This window comes from Xanthobacter sp. 91, assembly GCF_000702385.1.
GTDB classification, from domain to species: domain Bacteria; phylum Pseudomonadota; class Alphaproteobacteria; order Rhizobiales; family Xanthobacteraceae; genus Xanthobacter; species Xanthobacter aminoxidans.
The window spans coordinates 415,255-432,329 of the sequence record NZ_JNIB01000001.1 but is presented as its reverse complement, the minus strand read 5'-3'; the positions used below and the strand labels follow the sequence as shown (position 1 = coordinate 432,329).

Annotated in this window: 22 protein-coding genes; 16 read left to right on the top strand and 6 right to left on the bottom strand. The window is 72.1% G+C overall.

Translation table 11 applies throughout. From position 1 onward, the window contains the following. The first annotated feature begins 355 nt into the window (after positions 1-355). Both A37E_RS25765 and A37E_RS0102250 read left to right on the top strand, forming a co-directional pair. Positions 356-949 (top strand): helix-turn-helix domain-containing protein, encoded by a 594-nt coding sequence (locus A37E_RS25765; protein ID WP_081837408.1) that lies wholly within the window; start codon positions 356-358, stop codon positions 947-949. Positions 950-953: 4 nt separating this feature from the next. Beyond that, positions 954-2,225 (top strand): terminase family protein, encoded by a 1,272-nt coding sequence (locus tag A37E_RS0102250; RefSeq protein WP_029555139.1) that lies wholly within the window; start codon positions 954-956, stop codon positions 2,223-2,225. A 4-nt stretch (positions 2,226-2,229) separates the two neighbouring features. On the opposite strand, the gene A37E_RS0102245 is transcribed toward A37E_RS0102250, so the two are convergent. Continuing rightward, positions 2,230-2,505 carry a hypothetical protein gene (locus A37E_RS0102245; protein ID WP_029555138.1) on the bottom strand — a complete coding sequence of 92 codons (276 nt, stop codon included), beginning with the start codon at positions 2,503-2,505 and terminating at the stop codon, positions 2,230-2,232. 297 nt (positions 2,506-2,802) lie between these two features. Between A37E_RS0102245 and A37E_RS0102240 the strand changes: the two genes are divergently transcribed. The 6 genes from A37E_RS0102240 (at position 2,803) to A37E_RS0102215 (ending at position 7,222) form a co-directional block, all read left to right on the top strand. Further along, positions 2,803-3,225: an HPP family protein gene (locus tag A37E_RS0102240; RefSeq protein ID WP_348550871.1), complete on the top strand. Its 423-nt coding sequence runs from the start codon at positions 2,803-2,805 to the stop codon at positions 3,223-3,225. A 231-nt stretch (positions 3,226-3,456) separates the two neighbouring features. Next, the gene (locus A37E_RS0102235; RefSeq protein ID WP_029555136.1) at positions 3,457-4,620 is read left to right on the top strand and encodes a phage portal protein; all 1,164 of its coding nucleotides are present in this window, start codon (positions 3,457-3,459) and stop codon (positions 4,618-4,620) included. A gap of 362 nt (positions 4,621-4,982) precedes the next feature. After that, complete coding sequence (locus tag A37E_RS0102230; protein WP_029555135.1) at positions 4,983-5,171, top strand: hypothetical protein; 189 nt, start codon at positions 4,983-4,985, stop codon at positions 5,169-5,171. Between the two features lie 27 nt (positions 5,172-5,198). Beyond that, on the top strand, positions 5,199-5,390 hold the full coding sequence (locus tag A37E_RS0102225) for a hypothetical protein (RefSeq protein ID WP_029555134.1): 192 nt from the start codon (positions 5,199-5,201) through the stop codon (positions 5,388-5,390). A 3-nt stretch (positions 5,391-5,393) separates the two neighbouring features. Then, a complete protein-coding gene (locus A37E_RS0102220) occupies positions 5,394-5,909 on the top strand; it encodes an HK97 family phage prohead protease (RefSeq protein ID WP_051678726.1) in 516 nt (171 codons plus the stop codon). A 26-nt stretch (positions 5,910-5,935) separates the two neighbouring features. Continuing rightward, a complete protein-coding gene (locus A37E_RS0102215) occupies positions 5,936-7,222 on the top strand; it encodes a phage major capsid protein (RefSeq protein WP_051678725.1) in 1,287 nt (428 codons plus the stop codon). 165 nt (positions 7,223-7,387) lie between these two features. Here the strand turns inward: A37E_RS0102215 and A37E_RS0102210 are convergent, their stop codons facing one another. The 3 genes from A37E_RS0102210 to A37E_RS0102200 form a co-directional block, all read right to left on the bottom strand. After that, a complete protein-coding gene (locus tag A37E_RS0102210) occupies positions 7,388-8,284 on the bottom strand; it encodes an AraC family transcriptional regulator (RefSeq protein ID WP_029555131.1) in 897 nt (298 codons plus the stop codon). A 78-nt stretch (positions 8,285-8,362) separates the two neighbouring features. After that, the gene (locus tag A37E_RS0102205) at positions 8,363-9,241 is read right to left on the bottom strand and encodes a lytic transglycosylase domain-containing protein (protein WP_051678724.1); all 879 of its coding nucleotides are present in this window, start codon (positions 9,239-9,241) and stop codon (positions 8,363-8,365) included. 1 nt (position 9,242) lies between these two features. After that, positions 9,243-10,007: a trypsin-like serine protease gene (locus tag A37E_RS0102200; protein ID WP_051678723.1), complete on the bottom strand. Its 765-nt coding sequence runs from the start codon at positions 10,005-10,007 to the stop codon at positions 9,243-9,245. Positions 10,008-10,631: 624 nt separating this feature from the next. Here A37E_RS0102200 and A37E_RS0102195 point away from each other — a divergent pair. The 5 genes from A37E_RS0102195 (at position 10,632) to A37E_RS0102175 (ending at position 12,866) form a co-directional block, all read left to right on the top strand. Continuing rightward, positions 10,632-11,195, top strand: a complete 564-nt coding sequence (locus A37E_RS0102195) for a head-tail connector protein (RefSeq protein WP_029555128.1) — start codon at positions 10,632-10,634, stop codon at positions 11,193-11,195. Continuing rightward, complete coding sequence (locus A37E_RS0102190) at positions 11,192-11,515, top strand: head-tail adaptor protein (protein WP_029555127.1); 324 nt, start codon at positions 11,192-11,194, stop codon at positions 11,513-11,515. The genes A37E_RS0102195 and A37E_RS0102190 overlap by 4 nt, the downstream gene beginning before the upstream one ends. Then, positions 11,512-11,805 (top strand): hypothetical protein, encoded by a 294-nt coding sequence (locus A37E_RS0102185; protein ID WP_029555126.1) that lies wholly within the window; start codon positions 11,512-11,514, stop codon positions 11,803-11,805. Before A37E_RS0102190 ends, A37E_RS0102185 begins: the two co-directional genes overlap by 4 nt. Continuing rightward, the gene (locus tag A37E_RS0102180) at positions 11,802-12,236 is read left to right on the top strand and encodes a DUF3168 domain-containing protein (protein WP_029555125.1); all 435 of its coding nucleotides are present in this window, start codon (positions 11,802-11,804) and stop codon (positions 12,234-12,236) included. The genes A37E_RS0102185 and A37E_RS0102180 overlap by 4 nt, the downstream gene beginning before the upstream one ends. A 108-nt stretch (positions 12,237-12,344) precedes the next feature. Beyond that, positions 12,345-12,866 carry a phage tail tape measure protein gene (locus A37E_RS0102175; RefSeq protein ID WP_051679346.1) on the top strand — a complete coding sequence of 174 codons (522 nt, stop codon included), beginning with the start codon at positions 12,345-12,347 and terminating at the stop codon, positions 12,864-12,866. A 4-nt stretch (positions 12,867-12,870) separates the two neighbouring features. Here the strand turns inward: A37E_RS0102175 and A37E_RS0102170 are convergent, their stop codons facing one another. Then, positions 12,871-13,245, bottom strand: coding sequence for a hypothetical protein (locus A37E_RS0102170; protein ID WP_029555123.1), 375 nt, complete (start codon positions 13,243-13,245; stop codon positions 12,871-12,873). Positions 13,246-14,008: 763 nt separating this feature from the next. After that, on the bottom strand, positions 14,009-14,704 hold the full coding sequence (locus A37E_RS25760) for a hypothetical protein (protein ID WP_029555122.1): 696 nt from the start codon (positions 14,702-14,704) through the stop codon (positions 14,009-14,011). Between the two features lie 109 nt (positions 14,705-14,813). On the opposite strand from A37E_RS25760, the gene A37E_RS0102160 reads away from it, so the two are divergent. Genes A37E_RS0102160 through A37E_RS0102150 form a run of 3 tightly spaced genes read left to right on the top strand, consistent with a single transcriptional unit; the run spans position 14,814 to position 16,791 of the window. Beyond that, complete coding sequence (locus A37E_RS0102160) at positions 14,814-15,455, top strand: DUF2460 domain-containing protein (RefSeq protein ID WP_029555121.1); 642 nt, start codon at positions 14,814-14,816, stop codon at positions 15,453-15,455. Positions 15,456-15,463: 8 nt separating this feature from the next. After that, on the top strand, positions 15,464-16,354 hold the full coding sequence (locus A37E_RS0102155) for a DUF2163 domain-containing protein (protein WP_029555120.1): 891 nt from the start codon (positions 15,464-15,466) through the stop codon (positions 16,352-16,354). Continuing rightward, complete coding sequence (locus A37E_RS0102150; protein WP_029555119.1) at positions 16,351-16,791, top strand: NlpC/P60 family protein; 441 nt, start codon at positions 16,351-16,353, stop codon at positions 16,789-16,791. Before A37E_RS0102155 ends, A37E_RS0102150 begins: the two co-directional genes overlap by 4 nt. The last annotated feature ends 284 nt before the right edge of the window (positions 16,792-17,075 follow it).

The following is a 17,075-nucleotide window of genomic DNA, read 5'->3' as shown; positions in this document are numbered from 1 at the left end:
CCCGGCACGAGGCCGGGCATGACGGCGGCGCGGGGGGCTCCGTTGCCGATGTCCCCTCGGCTCCGGCTCGCCGGTCGTCATGCGATGAGTCTTCGCTCCTTTCACAGGTCGTCATGGCCGGGCTTGTCCCGGAAGTCGGCTGCTGCCGACTTCCGTCTCAGAGAACGGAACCCGCAAACATGCGGGTTCCGGCCATCCACGTGGTGGGGCTGGGCGCACATTCACGGTCATCGTCCCGTCGGCACGACGTGGATGCCCGGCACGAGGCCGGGCATGACGGCGGTGCGGTGGCGCGGTCGTCCTGCCGAACCGGCGCCCGCGCCTCTTCCTTCCTCCTCACCTCAGAGGTCCAGCCATGGAGCAGCCTCACGGCAGCGCCGTGCCGTCCGCGCGTCCGGCGCGGGGGGCGTTGGCGCGGCGGCTTTATCTGGAGGGGGCCAGCATGGCGGAGATCCGCCGGCAGACCGGCCTTTCCAGCGCCACCGTCTATTACTGGATCGACCGTGAGATGGGGCCGGACGGCACCTTCCTCTTCAATCCCGTGCCGCGCCGCACCGCCCACCCCGTGGGCGGGCAGCCGGCGAAGGCGCGCGCCGCCAGAGGCCCCGCAAACGCCCCCGCGAACGCCTCCGGCAAGCCGGACCGGCGCGGCCTGCTCAAGCGGCTGTGGCGGGCAGCGGAGCGGCAGATCAACGAGATCGAGGACCGCCTCGCCCGCGTCGCCGACCCCTCCGAGGCGCCGCGCCCCGAACCCGAGAAGGACGCCCGGGCGCTGGCCGTGCTGGCGCGGACTTTGCGCGAATTGACCGCCCTGGAAGCGGAGGCCCGCAAACGGCGCAAGGCGAAGGACCAAGATGGAACCGTCCGCGACCTCGACACCTTCCGCCGCGAGCTTGCGCGCCGCCTTGATCGCCTGCGCGAAGAAGGGGACGGCCCGGACGCTTCTTGAAAGCCTGCCCGAGGAAGACGCCGGCCGCCTCCTCGCCGACTGGGCCCTGTGGGCGCGGCCGGACCAGCTTCCGCCTCTGGAAGCCCAGGGCGGCGGGGCGTGGTCCACCTGGCTGGTGCTGGGCGGGCGCGGGGCCGGCAAGACGCGGGCGGGCGCCGAATGGGTGCGTGGCCTCGCCACCGGTACGGCCCCCTTCGCGGTGGCGCCGGTGAGCCCCATCGCGCTCATCGCCGAGACCATGGCCGATGTGCGCGAGGTGATGGTGGAGGGCGTCTCCGGCGTCCTCGCCGTCCATCCGCGCGGCGAGCGTCCGCGCTGGGAGCCCACCCGCCGCCGCCTCGTCTGGCCCAATGGCGCGGTGGCGCAGGGCTTTTCGGCGGAGGATCCCGAAAGCCTGCGCGGCCCGCAGTTCGCCGCCGCCTGGCTGGACGAGCTGGCCAAGTGGAAGCGGGGTGAGGCCACCTTCGACATGCTGCAATTCGCGCTGCGCCTCGGCGCCCAGCCCCGCCAGATGGTGACGACCACGCCGCGCCCCACCGCGCTGCTGCGCCGTCTTCTCGCCGATCCCGCCACGGCGGTGAGCCGGGCGAAGACGGCGGACAATGCCTTTCACCTCGCCCCCACCTTCCTTGGGCAGGTGATGTCCCGCTACGGCGGCACCCGCCTCGGCCGGCAGGAGCTGGACGGCGAGATCATCGAGGACCGATCCGACGCGCTCTTCTCCCGCCCCCAATTGGAGGCGCTGCGCGAGGCCGAGGCCCCGCCGCTTGCCCGCATCGTGGTGGCGGTGGACCCGCCCGCCTCCTCCCGCGCTGGCGCCGATTCCTGCGGCCTCGTGGCGGCGGGGGTGGATGGGGCGGGGGTGGTGCATGTGCTGGCCGACGCCACCGAGCAGGGCCTGCGCCCGGCGCAATGGGCGGCGAAGGCGGTGGCGCTGTTCCACCGCTTTTCCGCCGATCGCATCGTCGCCGAGGTGAACCAGGGCGGCGAGATGGTGCGCGCCGTCATCGCCGAGGTCGACCCCGCCGTGCCGGTGGAGCAGGTGCGCGCCACGCGCGGCAAATTCCTGCGCGCCGAGCCGGTGGCCGCCCTCTACGAACAGGCCCGCGTCCGCCACGCCGGCGCCTTCCCGGAGCTGGAGGACGAGATGTGCGACTTCGGCACGGACGGCCTCTCCTCCGGCCGTTCGCCCGACCGGCTCGATGCGCTGGTGTGGGCGGTGACGGCGCTGGCGCTCGGCCCGAGGGCCGGCGCGCCACGGGTGCGGGGGCTTTAGGCCGTCAGCTGCCGACCACGACGCCGCCCACCGGGATCTCCACCTGCACGCACAGGCCGGTGACGCTTTGGCCGGGCGCGAAGTCCGGCCATCGCTCGTTGCGCTTCAGGCTGGCGCCGAGGCAGCCGCGTTCGCTGCGGAAATAGCCGACGATCTGCTGCGAGGTCTCGGTGGTGACGAACCGGGCGCCGGCATAGGGGCCGCCCGCATAGCCCATGGCGGATGTCGCCGCGGGCTGGACCGTGGTGGTCGTGACGATGAGGACCAGGGCATAGAGCATGACGCCCTCCCGATCTGCTCCCAACCCACGGCCCGCATTCATTCTACGCCTGTGCTGCCCCAGCGCGAACCGGTTTGTTGGCTCCTTTGCGGCGACGACGCTTGCGTGGCATCCAGAATACGTCCATCATGTGCCTACAAATGAGGCTGCATGACAGTGTTGTGTGCAGACATTTGCCTTCCCTTGGCCCTCTCTGCCCCGTCTGGAGCCATGAGACATCATTGGAAAGCATTTTTCGCACGTCATGAGCCCCATTGCGGCTCCGTCCAGGTCGGGCTGAAGTCCGGCGCGGGCGGCATGCTGGGCATGGGCCTTGTCGGTGGCGCCGCGGCCTTCACCAGCCTTCCGCTGCTCATCGCGCCGTTCGGCGCGAGCGCGGTGCTGCTGTTCGGCCATCCCTCTTCGCCACTGGCGCAGCCGGCCAATGTCATCGGCGGCTATGCCCTGTCGGTCACGGTGGGCATCGTCTTCGCGCTGTTGTTTCCCGGTGCCTGGTGGGCGGCGGCGCTGGGGGTGGGCCTTGCCATCCTCGCCATGCTGCTGCTGCGCGTGTCGCATCCGCCCGCCGGCGCCGTGCCGGTGCTGATGGCGGCCTCGCCCATCGATCCGTTCGAACTGTCCGGCATCGTGATTGCGGGCGCCATCTGCCTCGTGGCGGTGGCGAGCCTCTACCACCGGCTGCCGCCGCGCCACCACGAATATCCGCGCCGGGCGGGCTAAGGCCCTGTTGCCGCGCCGGGCGGGCTGACGCCCTGTTGCCGCGCCGGCTGATGCCGGTCGTCGTTCCGCACGCTTTAACGCCGGCCGCCGCGCCGGCGCATCCTGTGGCCTGCAGCCGGTTCGCCGGTTTGCACCCTCCGGCCGCTCCTTGATCCGCACTTCCCGCAGAAGCCCCGATCTGCTGGAATGAGCGGCCTCAGGGGGCGGCCGTTTTCATTTCGGAGCCCCCTCATGCTGGCCAGCCTGCTTGCCCCCTTCCGCCGTGCGCCCGAGGAGGCGAAGGCGAGCCGCGCCGGACGCCTCATCGCGCTGCTCTCCGCCGGCCGGCCGCGCTGGACGCCCCGCGATTACGCGTCCCTCGCCCGCGAGGGCTATGCCCGCAATGCCATCGCCTATCGCGCCGTGCGGCTCATCGGCGAGGCGGCGGCCACCGTGCCCCTGGTGCTCACCGTGAACGGGCGCGAGCACGACACCCATCCCTTCCTCGATCTCCTCGCCCGGCCCAATCCCCGCCTCACCCGCGCGGCGCTGTTCGAGGCCATCGGCTGCCATCTCCTCGTGGCCGGCAATGCCTATGTGGAGGCGGTGGCCCTGGAGGGCGCCGTGCGCGAGCTGCATCTGCTGCGGCCGGACCGGGTGCGTGTGGTGCCGGGGCCGGACGGCTGGCCCGAGGCGTTCGACTACACCCTGGGCGCCGAGACGGTGCGCATTTCGCAGGACACCCTGGTGCCTGGCGCCGACGTGCCGCCCATCCTGCACTTGTCTTCCTTCAACCCGCTGGACGACCATTACGGCTTCGCCCCGCTGGAGGCGGCGGCGCAGGCGCTCGACCTCCACAATGCGGCGAGCGCCTGGAACAAGGCGCTCATCGACAACGCCGCCCGGCCCTCCGGTGCCCTCGTCTATGGCGGCACGGGCGCGCTCACCGAGGAGCAGTTCGAGCGGCTGAAGGGCGAGCTGGAAGCCTCCTTCCAAGGCGCGGTGAATGCCGGCCGCCCGCTGCTGCTGGAAGGCGGGCTCGACTGGCGCCCGCTCTCCCTCTCGCCCAAGGACATGGACTTCGAGGCCGCCCGCAATTCCGCCGCGCGGGAGATCGCGCTGGCCGTGGGCGTGCCGCCCATGCTGCTGGGCATTCCCGGCGACAACACCTATGCCAACTACGCCGAAGCCAACCGCGCCCTGTGGCGCCAGAGCGTGGTGCCGCTGGTGCGCCGCGTGTGCGACGCCCTCGCTCTGTGGCTCGCCCCGGCCTTCGGCGGCGGCCTGACGCTCGTGCCCGACCTCGACCAGATCGAGGCGCTTGCCGCCGAGCGCTCGGAGCTGTGGGCACGCGTGGGGGCGGCGGACTTTCTCACCGACGCGGAGAAGCGGGCGGCGGTGGGGTATCAGGGGTAGGGGAATTTCCCCGGACAAGCGACACCGGAGGTGGAGCGCTAATCCGGGGTCCAGCGTAAAGGTTCGCGCAGCGGGCAAAATCTGAGAGCGCCGAGGTTCGGAAGCGCCTTCGGCGGTCCCTTGCGCTGGGCCCCGGCGCGCATTCCGCTGGCGCTCCATGCGTCCAGGGCGCGAGGGCCGTTGCCGCCCCCGTCACGGTCATGCCCGGGCTTGTCCCGGGCATCCACGTCTGGCCGACGGCGCGTCCGTCCGGTGCGTGTTCCCGGCCGCTCCACGTGGATGCCCGGGACAAGCCCGGGCATGACAATGGTGCGGGTTTGCAGGTGCGCCGCCGCAACTACCAACACCTTCGCGAGCCCCCCATGGACACCCTCATCCGCACCTTCGCCGAGCGGGGCGATCTCGCGCATCTGGCGCTGCTCTTGTGGGCGCTGGCGGCCACTGCCGGCCTGTGGCGGACGCTGACCGAGCTGGCCCGCGCCAATGCGCGGATGGACGCGCTGGTGCGCGAGCTGGCCCGCTTCAACGCGCGGTTCGACGACCTCTCCTGACCTCCCAACACATTCCCGGAGACACCCATGCGATCGCCATTCCAGAAGGCGTCCTCGCCGCGCATCCGCGCGCTCACCGGCGGCCCCAAAACCAAGGCGCGTCCGCCCGCGCCCGCCGCCCCGGCGGGCACCGTCTTCCGCGAGTTCGTGGCCACGCTGGAGCGGCTGGAGAAGAGCCGCCGCCGCAAGAAGCCCAGCGCGCCCGGCGGGGGTGCGTGAGCCATGATCGCGCGTGTTTCCCCGGTCGCGTCTGACCTTCAGGCCGACGGCTACGCGATCGAGGGCTATGCCTGCCTGTTCGACGTGCCCGACCTCGGCCGCGATCTTATCGAGCGCGGCGCCTTCGCGGCGAGCCTCGCCCGCCAGGGCGCAGGCGGCGTGCGCATGCTCTACCAGCACGATCCGGCCGAACCCATCGGCGTGTGGACCGACCTGATCGAGGACGGGCGCGGCCTCTACGCGCGCGGCCGGCTCTCGCCCTTCGTCGCCCGCGCGCGGGAGGTGGCGGCGCTGATCCGCGACGGGGCGCTGGACGGCCTCTCCATCGGCTTCAAGGCGGTGACGGCCCGCACCGATCCGCGCACCCGCCTGCGCCGCATCGCCCGCATCGATCTGTGGGAGGTGTCGGTCGTCACCTTTCCCATGCAGCCTGACGCCCGGATCCGGCGCCCGGCCCCTTCGCCGGCCGCGATGCTCACCGCCGCCGCCGCCCGCCTGCGCGCCGCCGCCGGCGCCTGATCCCTCTTCAACGGAAGGTCTTTCCCATGTCGCTGAACATTGGTGCCCATGAGGGCTTGCCCGAAACCCGAGGCGCTCGCGAGGGCGCGCCTGAGACCAAGGTGGCCGGTGCCGAGCAGCGCATCGCCGTCGCCGATTTCCTGTCCGCCTTCGAGGCCTACAAGGAGACCAACGACGCGCGCCTCGCACAGATGGAGCGCCGCGGCGCCGACGTGCTGACCACCGAGCAGCTGACCCGCATCGATGCGGCTCTCGACGCCCACCAGGCGCGGCTCGATGCCCTGGCCACCAAGGCCCGCCGTCCGGCGCTGGGCGCCGCGCCGGAGCGCACGGCCGATGCCTCCCAGCACGGTTCCGCCTTCGACACCTATGCCCGCCACGGCGAGGCCGGCGGCCTGAAGGCGCTGGAGGCAAAGGCGCTTTCCGCCGGCTCCGGCGCGGACGGCGGCTATCTCGTGCCCTACGAGGCAGAGCAGGAGATCGGCCGACGCCTCGCCGCGCTCTCGCCCATCCGCGCGCTGGCCTCGGTGCGGGTGATCGGCGCCGGCACCTATCGCAAGCCCTTCATGACCTCCGGCCCCGCCTCCGGCTGGGCGGCGGAGACGGCCGCGCGGCCGCAGACCGACAGCCCGGTGCTGGCCGAACTCGCCTTCCCCGCCATGGAGCTCTACGCCATGCCGGCGGCGACGCAGGCCTTGCTCGACGATGCGCAGGTGAACATCGAGGAGTGGCTGGCGCAGGAGGTGGACGCGGCCTTCGCCGAGCAGGAGGGCACCGCCTTCGTCACCGGCGATGGCGTGGCCAAGCCCAAGGGCTTCCTCGCCTACACCAAGGTGGCCGACAGCGCCTGGGCGTGGGACAAGGTGGGCTATGTGGCGACCGGCGCGGCGGGCGGCTTCCCCTCCGCGACGCCGGCCGATCCGCTCATCGATCTCGTCTATGCGCTGAAGGGCGGCTATCGCCAGAACGCCACCTTCGTCATGAACCGCAAGACGCAGGGCGCCGTGCGCAAGCTGAAGGACGAGAACGGCAACTACCTCTGGTCGCCGCCCGCGGGGGTGGGCCAGCCGGCCAGCCTCCTCGGCTTCCCGGTGGCCGAGAGCGAGGCCATGCCTGATATGGCGGCCGACGCCTTCGCCATCGCCTTCGGCGACTTCCGCCGCTTCTACCTGGTGGTGGACCGCGCCGGGGTGCGGGTGCTGCGCGATCCCTATTCCGCCAAGCCCTATGTGCTGTTCTACACGACGAAGCGCGTGGGCGGCGGCGTACAGAACTTCGAGGCGGCCAAGCTGCTGAAGTTCGCGGCGAGCTGAGCCTGTTCCCCGGACCAGCGACGGCGCGAGCCGGAGCGCCGATCCGGGGGCCAGCGCAAATCCCCCGCGCAGCGGACAATGCCGAGGGCGCTCGATACGGAAGCGCCTTCGGCGTTTCCTTGCGCTGGGCCCCGGCCCAGCGCTCCACCTGCGGTGTCGCACGCCTCAGCCGGCCGGGGGCGACCTGAGCGGCAGGAACAGGTCGGTGACGGTCTCGTGCTCCGGAACGTCGGGGAAGAAGCTCAGCCTTTGGCAGAACAGCGGGAAGTCTCCCGCCTCCTCGCCGCTGTCCGGCAGCCAGTCGCGATAGAGGAAGAGCGCCGCGGGCTCCAGATCCTCGCTGTGACCGATGACGCGGAGCACCGCGCAGCGGCCGGCGGGGATGAGGCCGGCGGCGACGCCTTGCGCCGTGTCCGGGATGGGCCGGTCGCTGGCGGCGCACAGGTCGAGGCGGAAGTCTTCCGGGGGCGTCGTGCGCGGGTCGCTGTGGAACACCGTGAAGGTCGCGGCGACGCCGCGTCCGAGCCCCGCCGCACGCCGCCATGCGATGAAGCGCCGGACGGTGTCGTAGACCGCGGCCGGATCGCCCCTATGGGTCATGACCGCGACCGGGGTGGCGGGAAAGTCGCGAACTTCGACGTCTGTGGTGGTCCAGGTGGTCATGCGCAGGGTCCTTGCGTTGGTGAGCGGCGCGCAGGCCGCAAGCCACGGTTCCCACGCGGGCGATGTCCGGAACGCCGAAGGCGACTGGTCGAACCGCTGCCGGAAGGCGCGGGCGAAGGCGTCGGGCGCATCGTAGCCGGCGTCCAGGGCGACCTCGGTCACGCTGGCCCCCGTCCGGAAGGCGAGCTGATACGACGCGCGCCTCAGGCGGGCGAGCTGGACATAGCGGTGCACGGTGACACCGAACGTGGCGGTGAACTGCCGGTGGAAGTGAGCCTGCGAGAAGGCCGCGACGGCACTGAGCGCCTCAAGGCCGAGATCTTGATCGAGATGCCGGTCGATGTGGTCCAGCACCCGCTGCATCCTCGCCCGGTAGCGCCCGCGTGCGGCGTTGGTCATTGGCTCCTTCCCTGATGGCCCCGCCAGTGAACTGCGCCGCGGCGGCCCGCGCTCGACCGATCCTGCTGTTCTTCGCCCTCAGTTGGGCAGCACCAGGCAGGCGCCGCCGGCCTTGCGGAGGCGGTCGCACATCTTCATGCCCTCGGCCTTGGACTGGGCCGGCAGGCGCACGCGATAGAAGGTGCGCGGGCCGCGCCCGCCCACGCGGGTGGAGATGATGACCGGGGTCAGGTCCGCGAACACCTGCGGCGCCCGCTGCGCCTCGCGCCGGAAGGAGGCGAGGGCGATGTCGCGCGAATAATTGCCGGAGATCTGCACGCCCCAAGGCGCGAACAGCGCATTCGCCGGCTGGCCTGCGGCCGGGGCCGGCGCGCCCTTGCGTAGGGAAGCGACGGTGGCGAGGCAGGGCTCGGGCGGGAAATCCGCCGGGCCGAAGGCCGCCGTGCCCTGCTTCTTCAGGCCGGCCCAATCCTCCGCCGTGCGGCCGGTGATGATGCGCACATAGGCGCGCGTCTCATTGGGCAGGCCGCCGCCGGCCAGAAACCCGTTCACCCGCCCCGGCCCGGCATTGTAGGCCGCCGCAGCGAGGCCGAGATTGCCGAACCGCCGGTTGAGATCGGCAATCAGCGCGGCGGAGGCGGGGATCGCCGCCTCCGGATCGAACGGATCGACAAGCCCGCGCTCCTTCGCCGTGCCCGGCATGAACTGGGCGATGCCCTGCGCGCCCGCGCGGCTCACCACATCCGGGCGGAACGAGCTTTCCTGCCAGATGAGGCGGGTGAGGAAGGCGGCGGGCAGCCCCTCCTTCGCCGCCGCCCCGTCGATGAGGCGGCAGATGGCATGATCCACGGTCTCGCCGCCGGGCGACTGGGCAAGGGCCTGTGTATTGGCCGGCGCCGCGAGCGCGAGCAGGACGACGCCGCCGCGCCATGCGTGATGCAGGGCGGCGGTGCGCATGTCAGAGCCCGGTGGCGGGGAGGGGGCTCCCCAGGGCCTTCGCCGTGGCCATGATCCAGTCGCGATGCAGCGATACCAACGTGACGCCGGTGACGCCGCCACAGCCGCGCGCGCCGCCCGCGGCGGTGGCCCATCCGACCACGCCGGCCACCGCACCATCGAGGAAGGCCGGGCCGCCGGAATCCCCGGTGCAGGCCCCGGCCGCGCCCTCTGGCGTGGAGAGCCGCACCATGATGCCCCCGGTGGTGCCGATGGAGGGCAGGGCCACGCTGCGCAGCGTGCCCGCGCTCTTCATGGCGCCATCGGCGGTGACGCCATAGCCGGCCAGCAGAAAGGTGACGCCCTTCTCCGGCAGCCCCGCGGCCGCGCCGAGGCGGGCGACGCGGAACCGCGCGGGCAATGGCTCGGCCAGTTTCACGAGGGCGAGGTCCGGCGTCGGCCGGCGGGTCTGGAACTGGTCGGCGTCGAAGCGCGGATGCACCATCACGCGCGCCGCCGGCACCAGCCTGGGCTCGCCATCGCCGATGATGGCCACCGCATAGTCCGCCTTCGGCCCCACACAGTGTGCCGCCGTCAGCACCAGGTCGCGCGCCAGCACCGTGCCGGTGCAGGAGGCGCCGCGGGTGGAGACGATGAGCACCGTCTGCGCCGCCACATCCGCCGTCGCCGGCCCTCCGCCAACGATGGCGTGGGCCGCGTTCGGGCCGATGAGCGCGAGGGCGAGCGCCAGAAACGGCGCTGGGGCAACGAGGCGGAAAGGCTTCATCCCCCGTTTCTGCCGCCCGTGGCCGGAAGCGTCAATGGTTCCCCGGACAAGCGACACCGAAGCTGGAGCGCCGATCCGGGGACCAGCGCAAGACTTCCGCCCGGCAGGCAAACCCCGTCGTCCTCCGGCTCGACCGGAGGACCCATGGCGCCGTTTGTCCCGGCGCGCGGATGACGGCGCGCACGGAGGGATGGGCCCTCCGGTCGAGCCGGAGGGCGACGGCAGCGCAAGTTCCTCCCCTCTCCCCTCGCGGGAGAGGGGCCGGGGGTGAGGGGGGACGGCCTCACAGAAAGACCCGCCCCCCGTCCTCGCGGCGCCGCACCCCTCACCCCAACCCTCTCCCGCAAGGGGAGAGGGAGTTCTTCGGCCGGTACAGGGCGAGGCGCTGATCTCGGGGCGCGCATTTCTCCCCTCTCCCCTCGCGGGAGAGGGGCCGGGGGTGAGGGGGAGAGACCTCTCCTCAAGACCCGGCCCCCGTCCTCGCGGCGCCACACCCCTCACCCCAACCCTCTCCCGCAAGGGGAGAGGGAGCTTCCGCCGGTTTGGGTGGGCGGGCCTCTCCACCCCACAGGCGCCCGCCGCGCACCCAGCCTTTCGCCCATCCCTTTCACCCGGAGCCCCCCCATGGCCGAACTTCTCTCCGGCCCCGCCGCCGAGCCGCTGACGCGGGCGGAGGCGAAGGCCTTTCTGCGCGTCGAGACCGACGCCGAGGACACCCTCATCGATGCCCTCATCGCCGCCGCCCGCCGCCATGTGGAGGCGGAGACGGGTCGTATCCTGATGGAGCAGACCTGGCGCTTCTCGCTGGATCGCTGGCCCCTGCGCGGGGTGATCCCGGCGCCCGTCGCCCCGGTGCGCACCATCCTCTCGGCCACCGTGGCGGCGGCGGATGGCACGCCGGTGGCGCTGCCCGAGGGCGCGCTGACCCTGGTGGGGGACCGCGCCCCCGCCCTGATCCGGGTGGAGCCCGCGCGCGTCTCGGCGCCGCTCGTCTCCCATGGCGGCATCGTCATCACGCTTCTCGCCGGCTATGGCCCGGACGCGGCCGACGTGCCTGCGGATCTCGTGCAGGCGGTGCGGCTCATGCTCGCCCATCTTTATGAGCATCGCGACGGGCCGGGGGACGCCACGGCGCTCCCCGCCGCCGTTCGCGCGCTCATCGCGCCCTATCGCGTGGTGCGGCTGTGAGCGGCATCGGCGCGCTGCGCCATCGCCTCACCCACCAGACGCCGCTGGAGGTGCCGGATGGCGCCGGCGGCGTCGCGCGCAGCTTCATCTCGGTGGATGTGCTGTGGGGTGCGGTGGAGGAGGTCTCCACCGCCTACGGCCTCGGCGAGGATCGCCCCCGCGCTGCGCGCGTGCTGCGCATCACCGTGCGGGCGCCCAACACCATCGCCGCCGGCGACCGGCTGATCCATGCCGGCCGTGTGCTGGCGGTGGAGTCCATCATCGATGCGGACGGGCGCGGCCGGTTCCATCGCATCCGCTGCAGCGAGGAACAGATATGAGGACGGAATTCAGCGTCCGCACCCGCGGCCTCGACGGCCTCGCCCGCCGCATCGCCGCCCGCCATTTCCCGGATGCGGAAGCCGCTGCCGCCGCCCGCGCCGCCGCTGACTTGGCGGGGGAGATCGGGGCCGAGGCCGGCGCCGTCGCATCCGTGGCGGGCACGCCTGCGCAGCCCGTCATCGAGGTCTCCGGCGCGGCGTTCCTCGACCGCGTGCGCGGCGGCTTCGACCGGCCGGGCGATCCGGTGCTCGATCGCATCCGCCTGCTCTTCGCCCGGAGGCGCCCATGAGTCCTCCCCTCGACAGCCTGCCCCTCGACAGCCCCGCGCTGGCGTTGCGCGCCGCCATCCATGCCGCCCTCGTGGCGGATGCGGCACTGGTGGCGCTCCTCGGCGCGCCGCGCGTGCATGACGTGCCGACGGGCGATGCGGATTTTCCCTTCGTCACCCTCGGCGAGGCGGTGGTGGCGGACTGGTCCACCGCCACCGAGGCGGGCACCGAGCAGGCGCTGACGCTGCACGTCTTCTCCCGCTCCGGCGGGCGGGCGGAAGCCTTCGCCATCGCCGCGCGCTTGCAGGCGGCGCTGCACGACGCGGCGCTCACGCTTGAAGGCCATCGCCTCGCCAACCTGCGCGCCACCACCGCCGAGGTCCGCCGCGAGAGCGACGGGCGCACCTTTCACGCTCTGGTGCGGTTCCGCGCCGTCACCGAGCCCGTTTGACCGGAGACGAAAATGGCCGCGCAGAAGGGCAAGGATCTGCTGCTGAAGGTGCATGACGGCACCTCCTTCATCACCGTGGCGGGGCTGCGCACGCGCACCCGCAGCGCCATGGCGGCGCTGGGCGCGGCGGAAGTTTCCGCGCGTGGCTTTTCTTCCGCGCTCGCCTCCGCCTTCACCGGCCTCGCCGTGCAGGGCAAGGATCTCGGCACGGTGCTGGAGCAACTCGCCACGCGCCTCGCCAACCTCGCGCTCACGGCGGCGCTGAAACCGCTGGAGAGTTCGCTGACCTCTCTTCTCTCCGGCGCCGGCGGCGGGCTCGGCTTCGCCAAGGGCGGGGTGATCGGGGAGGGGCAGGTGAAGCCGTTCGCGCGCGGCGGCGTGGTGGCGGCGCCCACCTATTTTCCCCTCGGCGCCTCCCTTGGCCTGATGGGGGAGAAGGGGGCGGAAGCCATCCTGCCGCTGGCGCGCGGCGCCGATGGGCGGCTCGGCGTGCGAAGCGCCGAAGGGGCGGGGCGCGGGGCGGTGACGGTGAATATCGCGACGCCCGACCTCTCCGGCTTCCGCCGCTCGGATGCCTATGTCTCGGGCCTGGTGGCGCGGGCGGTGGCGCGGGGCCAGCGCGGCGGGTGAGCCTTCAGCGCGCGGTTTTCCACGGGTCCGCCGCCGGCGCCGTCGTGGAGGGCAGCGCGGACGACGAAGAGTTGTTGAACTGGTTGGGCGCGTTGCTCACCGAGCTGCCGCTATAGGCATCGCTGCGCACGACGGCGCCGGTCTTCACGCAGGAATCCGAGCCCGGCACCCGCTGGAAGCCCGGGCCGTAGCTGGCGCAGAAGCTGTCGCTCTTGCTGCCGGAAGGACTGCTTTTGCCGCTGGCCTGCGCCAGCGCCGGGCTTGCGGCGGCCGCAGCCACCGTCGCGCCGAGCACCACCGCGCCGCAGAGGCGCGCGAGGTCGAAGGCGGCGCCGGAGCGTCGTGCGGAGGAGAGGGGGCGGGGGGCGCTGATCGTCATGGCACGAAGAGTGGCGGTCCGGCAGCTCGCCCGGTGCGAGCCATCGGACCATAGCGTGGCCGCGCCCACCGGGAAATCCCCTGACGGACCGGCAGCTTGCCGGTAATGGCGACGTGTCGCGGCCGAGACATGTCGCGATTGACCCGCGGTCAATCGACTGAGGCGCCCGGCGAGGGAAGGCCTGCGCGCAGTCCGGCCTCAGCTGGGCGGCGGGCGCGTCATCCTTCGCCCGGATCTTTCGCCAAGGTCTTGCGCCAAGGTCCTGCACCAGGGTCCTGCACCCATGCGCGGCCCAAAGGCGCGGGGAAGCTCCGGCATGACGTGCGCGATGGCGCCGTCGTTCCGCTCGCGGCATTCCAGCCTTGCCCCACTGGCCGATGCCTGAACGGATACGACGTCCACCCGGATCAGCCCCCCGGACATCGGGAGGCCCGAACACACAAAGGCCCAGGCCTCACAGTGCCTGGGCGCACAGGGTGCAACACATGAAGAGCCCGGACATGAAGGCTGGGCGCCGATCGTGCCTGCGGCCCAGCCGGCCTGCCACCGATGGCGGCAATCGTCACGTCCGCTGCGCCTGAGGCGCCTTGCGTGATGACGCGCCGTGAGGCGGCCTCGTCTCATCTTGCCGCCCGTGGGCGGCAGGGTCCTGGCGACCTGATACGCCGCCCGTGGGCGGCCATATGGCTTGCGCCGCACCCGGCGGCGCTCCGATGGCGGTGGCGCGGGCCCTGAGCCGCACGCCGCCATCGGGGAGCGAAGATCACTTCTTCGCGGGAGCCTTGGGAGCCTTGGGCGCAGCGGCCTTCTTGGCAGCGGGCTTGGCGGCAGCCTTGGGGGCGGCGGGCTTGGTCTCCGGCGCGGGCGCGGGAGCAGCAGCAGGCTTCGCAGCGGCCTTGGGGGCAGCAGCCTTCTTGGGAGCGGCAGCCTTCTTCTCGGCGGCGGGCTTGGCAGCTGCCTTCGGAGCGGCAGCCTTGGGCGCAGCGGCGGGCTTGGCAGCGGCCTTGGGAGCCGCAGCCTTGGCAGGCGCCTTCGCGGCCTTGGGAGCGGCGGCCTTCTTCTCGGCGGCCGGAGCCTCGGCGGGCTTGGCGGCAGCCTTCGCGGAAGCGGCCTTGGGGGCAGCAGCCTTCTTGGCGGCAGCCTTCGGTGCGGCGGCCTTGGCTTCAGCCTTGGGCGCGGCGGCCTTCTTGGCGGGAGCCTTAGGGGCAGCAGCCTTCGGTGCAGCGGCCTTGGCCTCGGCCTTCGGCGCAGCGGCCTTGGGGGCAGCAGCCTTCGGGGCGGCGGCCTTCTTGGCAGGAGCCTTCGGTGCAGCTGCCTTGGCTTCGGCCTTCGGCGCGGCAGCCTTGGGGGCGGTGGTCTTGGGTGCTGTGGTCTTGGCTGCGGCCTTGGGGGCTGCGGCCTTCTTCTCGGCAGGTTTCTCGGCGGCGGCGGCCGGCTTCTTCGCGGGCTTGGTAGCCATGCTTTCGCTCCATGCTCAACGGGGCACAGGAAAGTCAAGGCGTCACGTTCAACTATGTCAAGGCCATCTCTACTGTTTTCGGCCAAGAATTAGGGGATGGGGGCATCATATGGCCGCCTTTCATGAGATTTTGTTTCCTCTGGAGGTCGCTCTCGGCGCTTCGGGCGGTCCGGAGCGCGTCACCGAGGTGGTCACGACCGCCTCCGGACGCGAGGAGCGCAACACGCGTCAGGCTGATTCGCGACGTCGATGGGACGCCGGTTACGGGGTGAAGACCTTCGCCGCTCTGGCCGAAATCGTCGCCTTCTTCGAGGAGCGCCGCGGGCGTCTCCACGGCTTCCGCTGGCGCGATCGTCTCGACCATTCCTCGGCCGCTCCGGAAGACGAGGTGAGCGCCCTCGACCAGCTCATCGGCGCGGGCGACGGAGCGCGCGCGACCTTCGCGCTGACGAAGCGCTACGGCGCGCTCCACGCGCCCTATCTGCGCGCCATCACCAAGCCTGTCGCGGGCAGCGTGAAGGTTGCGGTGAATGGCATCGAACACGTTGAAGGCGCACACTTCTCGCTCGACACCGCGCGCGGCGAAATCACCTTCGCGGAAGGTGCCATCCCGGCTCCCTCCGCGGTCGTCACGGCGGGCTTCCGCTTCGACGTTCCGGTGCGCTTCGACACCGATTTTCTCGAGGTGGATCTCTCCGCCTTCGCGGCCGGCGCGATCCCCCGCATCCCCATCATCGAAATCCGCGTGTGAGGCTCGCCATGCGCACTCTCGATCCCGCCCTCGCCGACCATCTCGCGAGCGGCGTCACCACGCTGTGCCGTGCCTGGCGCGTGACCCGCCGCGACGGCACCGTGCTGGGCTTCACCGACCATGATCGCGACCTCGTCCTGGAGGGCGTGACCTTCCTCGCCGCCTCCGGCATCGCAGGCTCGGAAAGCACGCAGGCGCAAGGACTTTCCGTCACCGGCGCGGAACTCTCCGGCGCCCTCAGCGCCGACGCGCTTGATGCCGCGGACCTCGCCGCCGGCCTCTATGACGGGGCTGGCGTGGACCTCCTGCTCGTCAATTGGCAGGCCCCCGCGCAGCACCTCCTGCTGCGGCGGGGAACCATCGGCGAGGTGCGCTGCGAGGACGGCGTGTTCACCGCCGAGATCCGCGCCCTCGCGGATGGCTTCAACCAGACGCGCGGCCGCCTCTTCACGCCCACCTGCGATGCCGATCTCGGCGACGCCCGCTGTGGCGTGGACCTCGCCGCGCCGGCCCATTCCGCGAGCGTGGCGGTCAGCGCGGTGGAGGGCGCGCTGCGCCTGCGCGTCACCGGCCTCGACGGCTTCGCGACCGGCGCCTTCGCGCGGGGCCGCGCGGTGTTCGCGAGCGGCGCCAATGCGGGTTTCGCCACCGAGGTGAAGGCACATCTGGTGGATGGGGAAGGGGTGGTCCTGCGCCTGTGGCAGCGCCCGCCGTTCGATGTGGCGGAGGGCGACGAGATCACCCTCACCGCCGGCTGCGACAAGCGCTTTGCGACCTGTCGCGACCGCTTCTCAAACGCACTCAATTTTCGCGGCTTCCCGCACATGCCGGGCAACGACGCGATCATCTCCGTCGCCATCCCCGGCGAGGGCGGATACGACGGGAGCCTCAGGGAATGAGCGGGGCTCCTGATCGTGCCGCGATCCTGGCCGAGGCCCGCGCCTGGATCGGCACGCCCTATCTCCATCGTGCCTCCCTGAAAGGTCACGGCGCGGACTGCCTCGGCCTCGTGCGCGGCATCTGGCGCGTCGTGGTGGGGCCGGAGCCGGAGGCGCTTCCCGCCTACGCCCCCGACTGGGCCGAGGCGGGCCGGCGCGAGACGCTGGCTGATACCGCGCGGCGCCATCTCGTCGCCGTTCCGCTCGCTGAGGCGCAGCCCGGCGACGTGCTGCTGTTCCGCTTCCGGGAGCACCTTCCGGCCAAGCACGCGGCGCTGCTCTCCGAGGGCGGGCGCATGATCCACGCCTATGACGGCGCGAGCGTGTGCGAGACCGCGCTGACGCCCTGGTGGCGCCGGCGGCTGGCCTATGCCTTCGCATTTCCAGGGGCGGGGTAGGGGGGCTCATCGAAACAGTTCCCCGGACAAGCGACACCGCAGGTGGAGCGCCGATCCGGGGTCCAGGGGCAAGGTCGGCGAAGCCGGCACCCGCCCGGAGAGCCTCGGAAAAGAGCCGCCTTCGGCGACGTGTTGCGCTGGGCCACGGCTCTCCTGCCACTGCGCTTCGCTCCGTTCCAGTCGGCCGAGGCGCGAGAGCGAAGCGGGGCGCTTGCACCGTCCTCCCCACCGTCCTCCCCACCGTCATGCCCCGGCTTGTCCGGGGCATCCACCGGGCCGCTTGC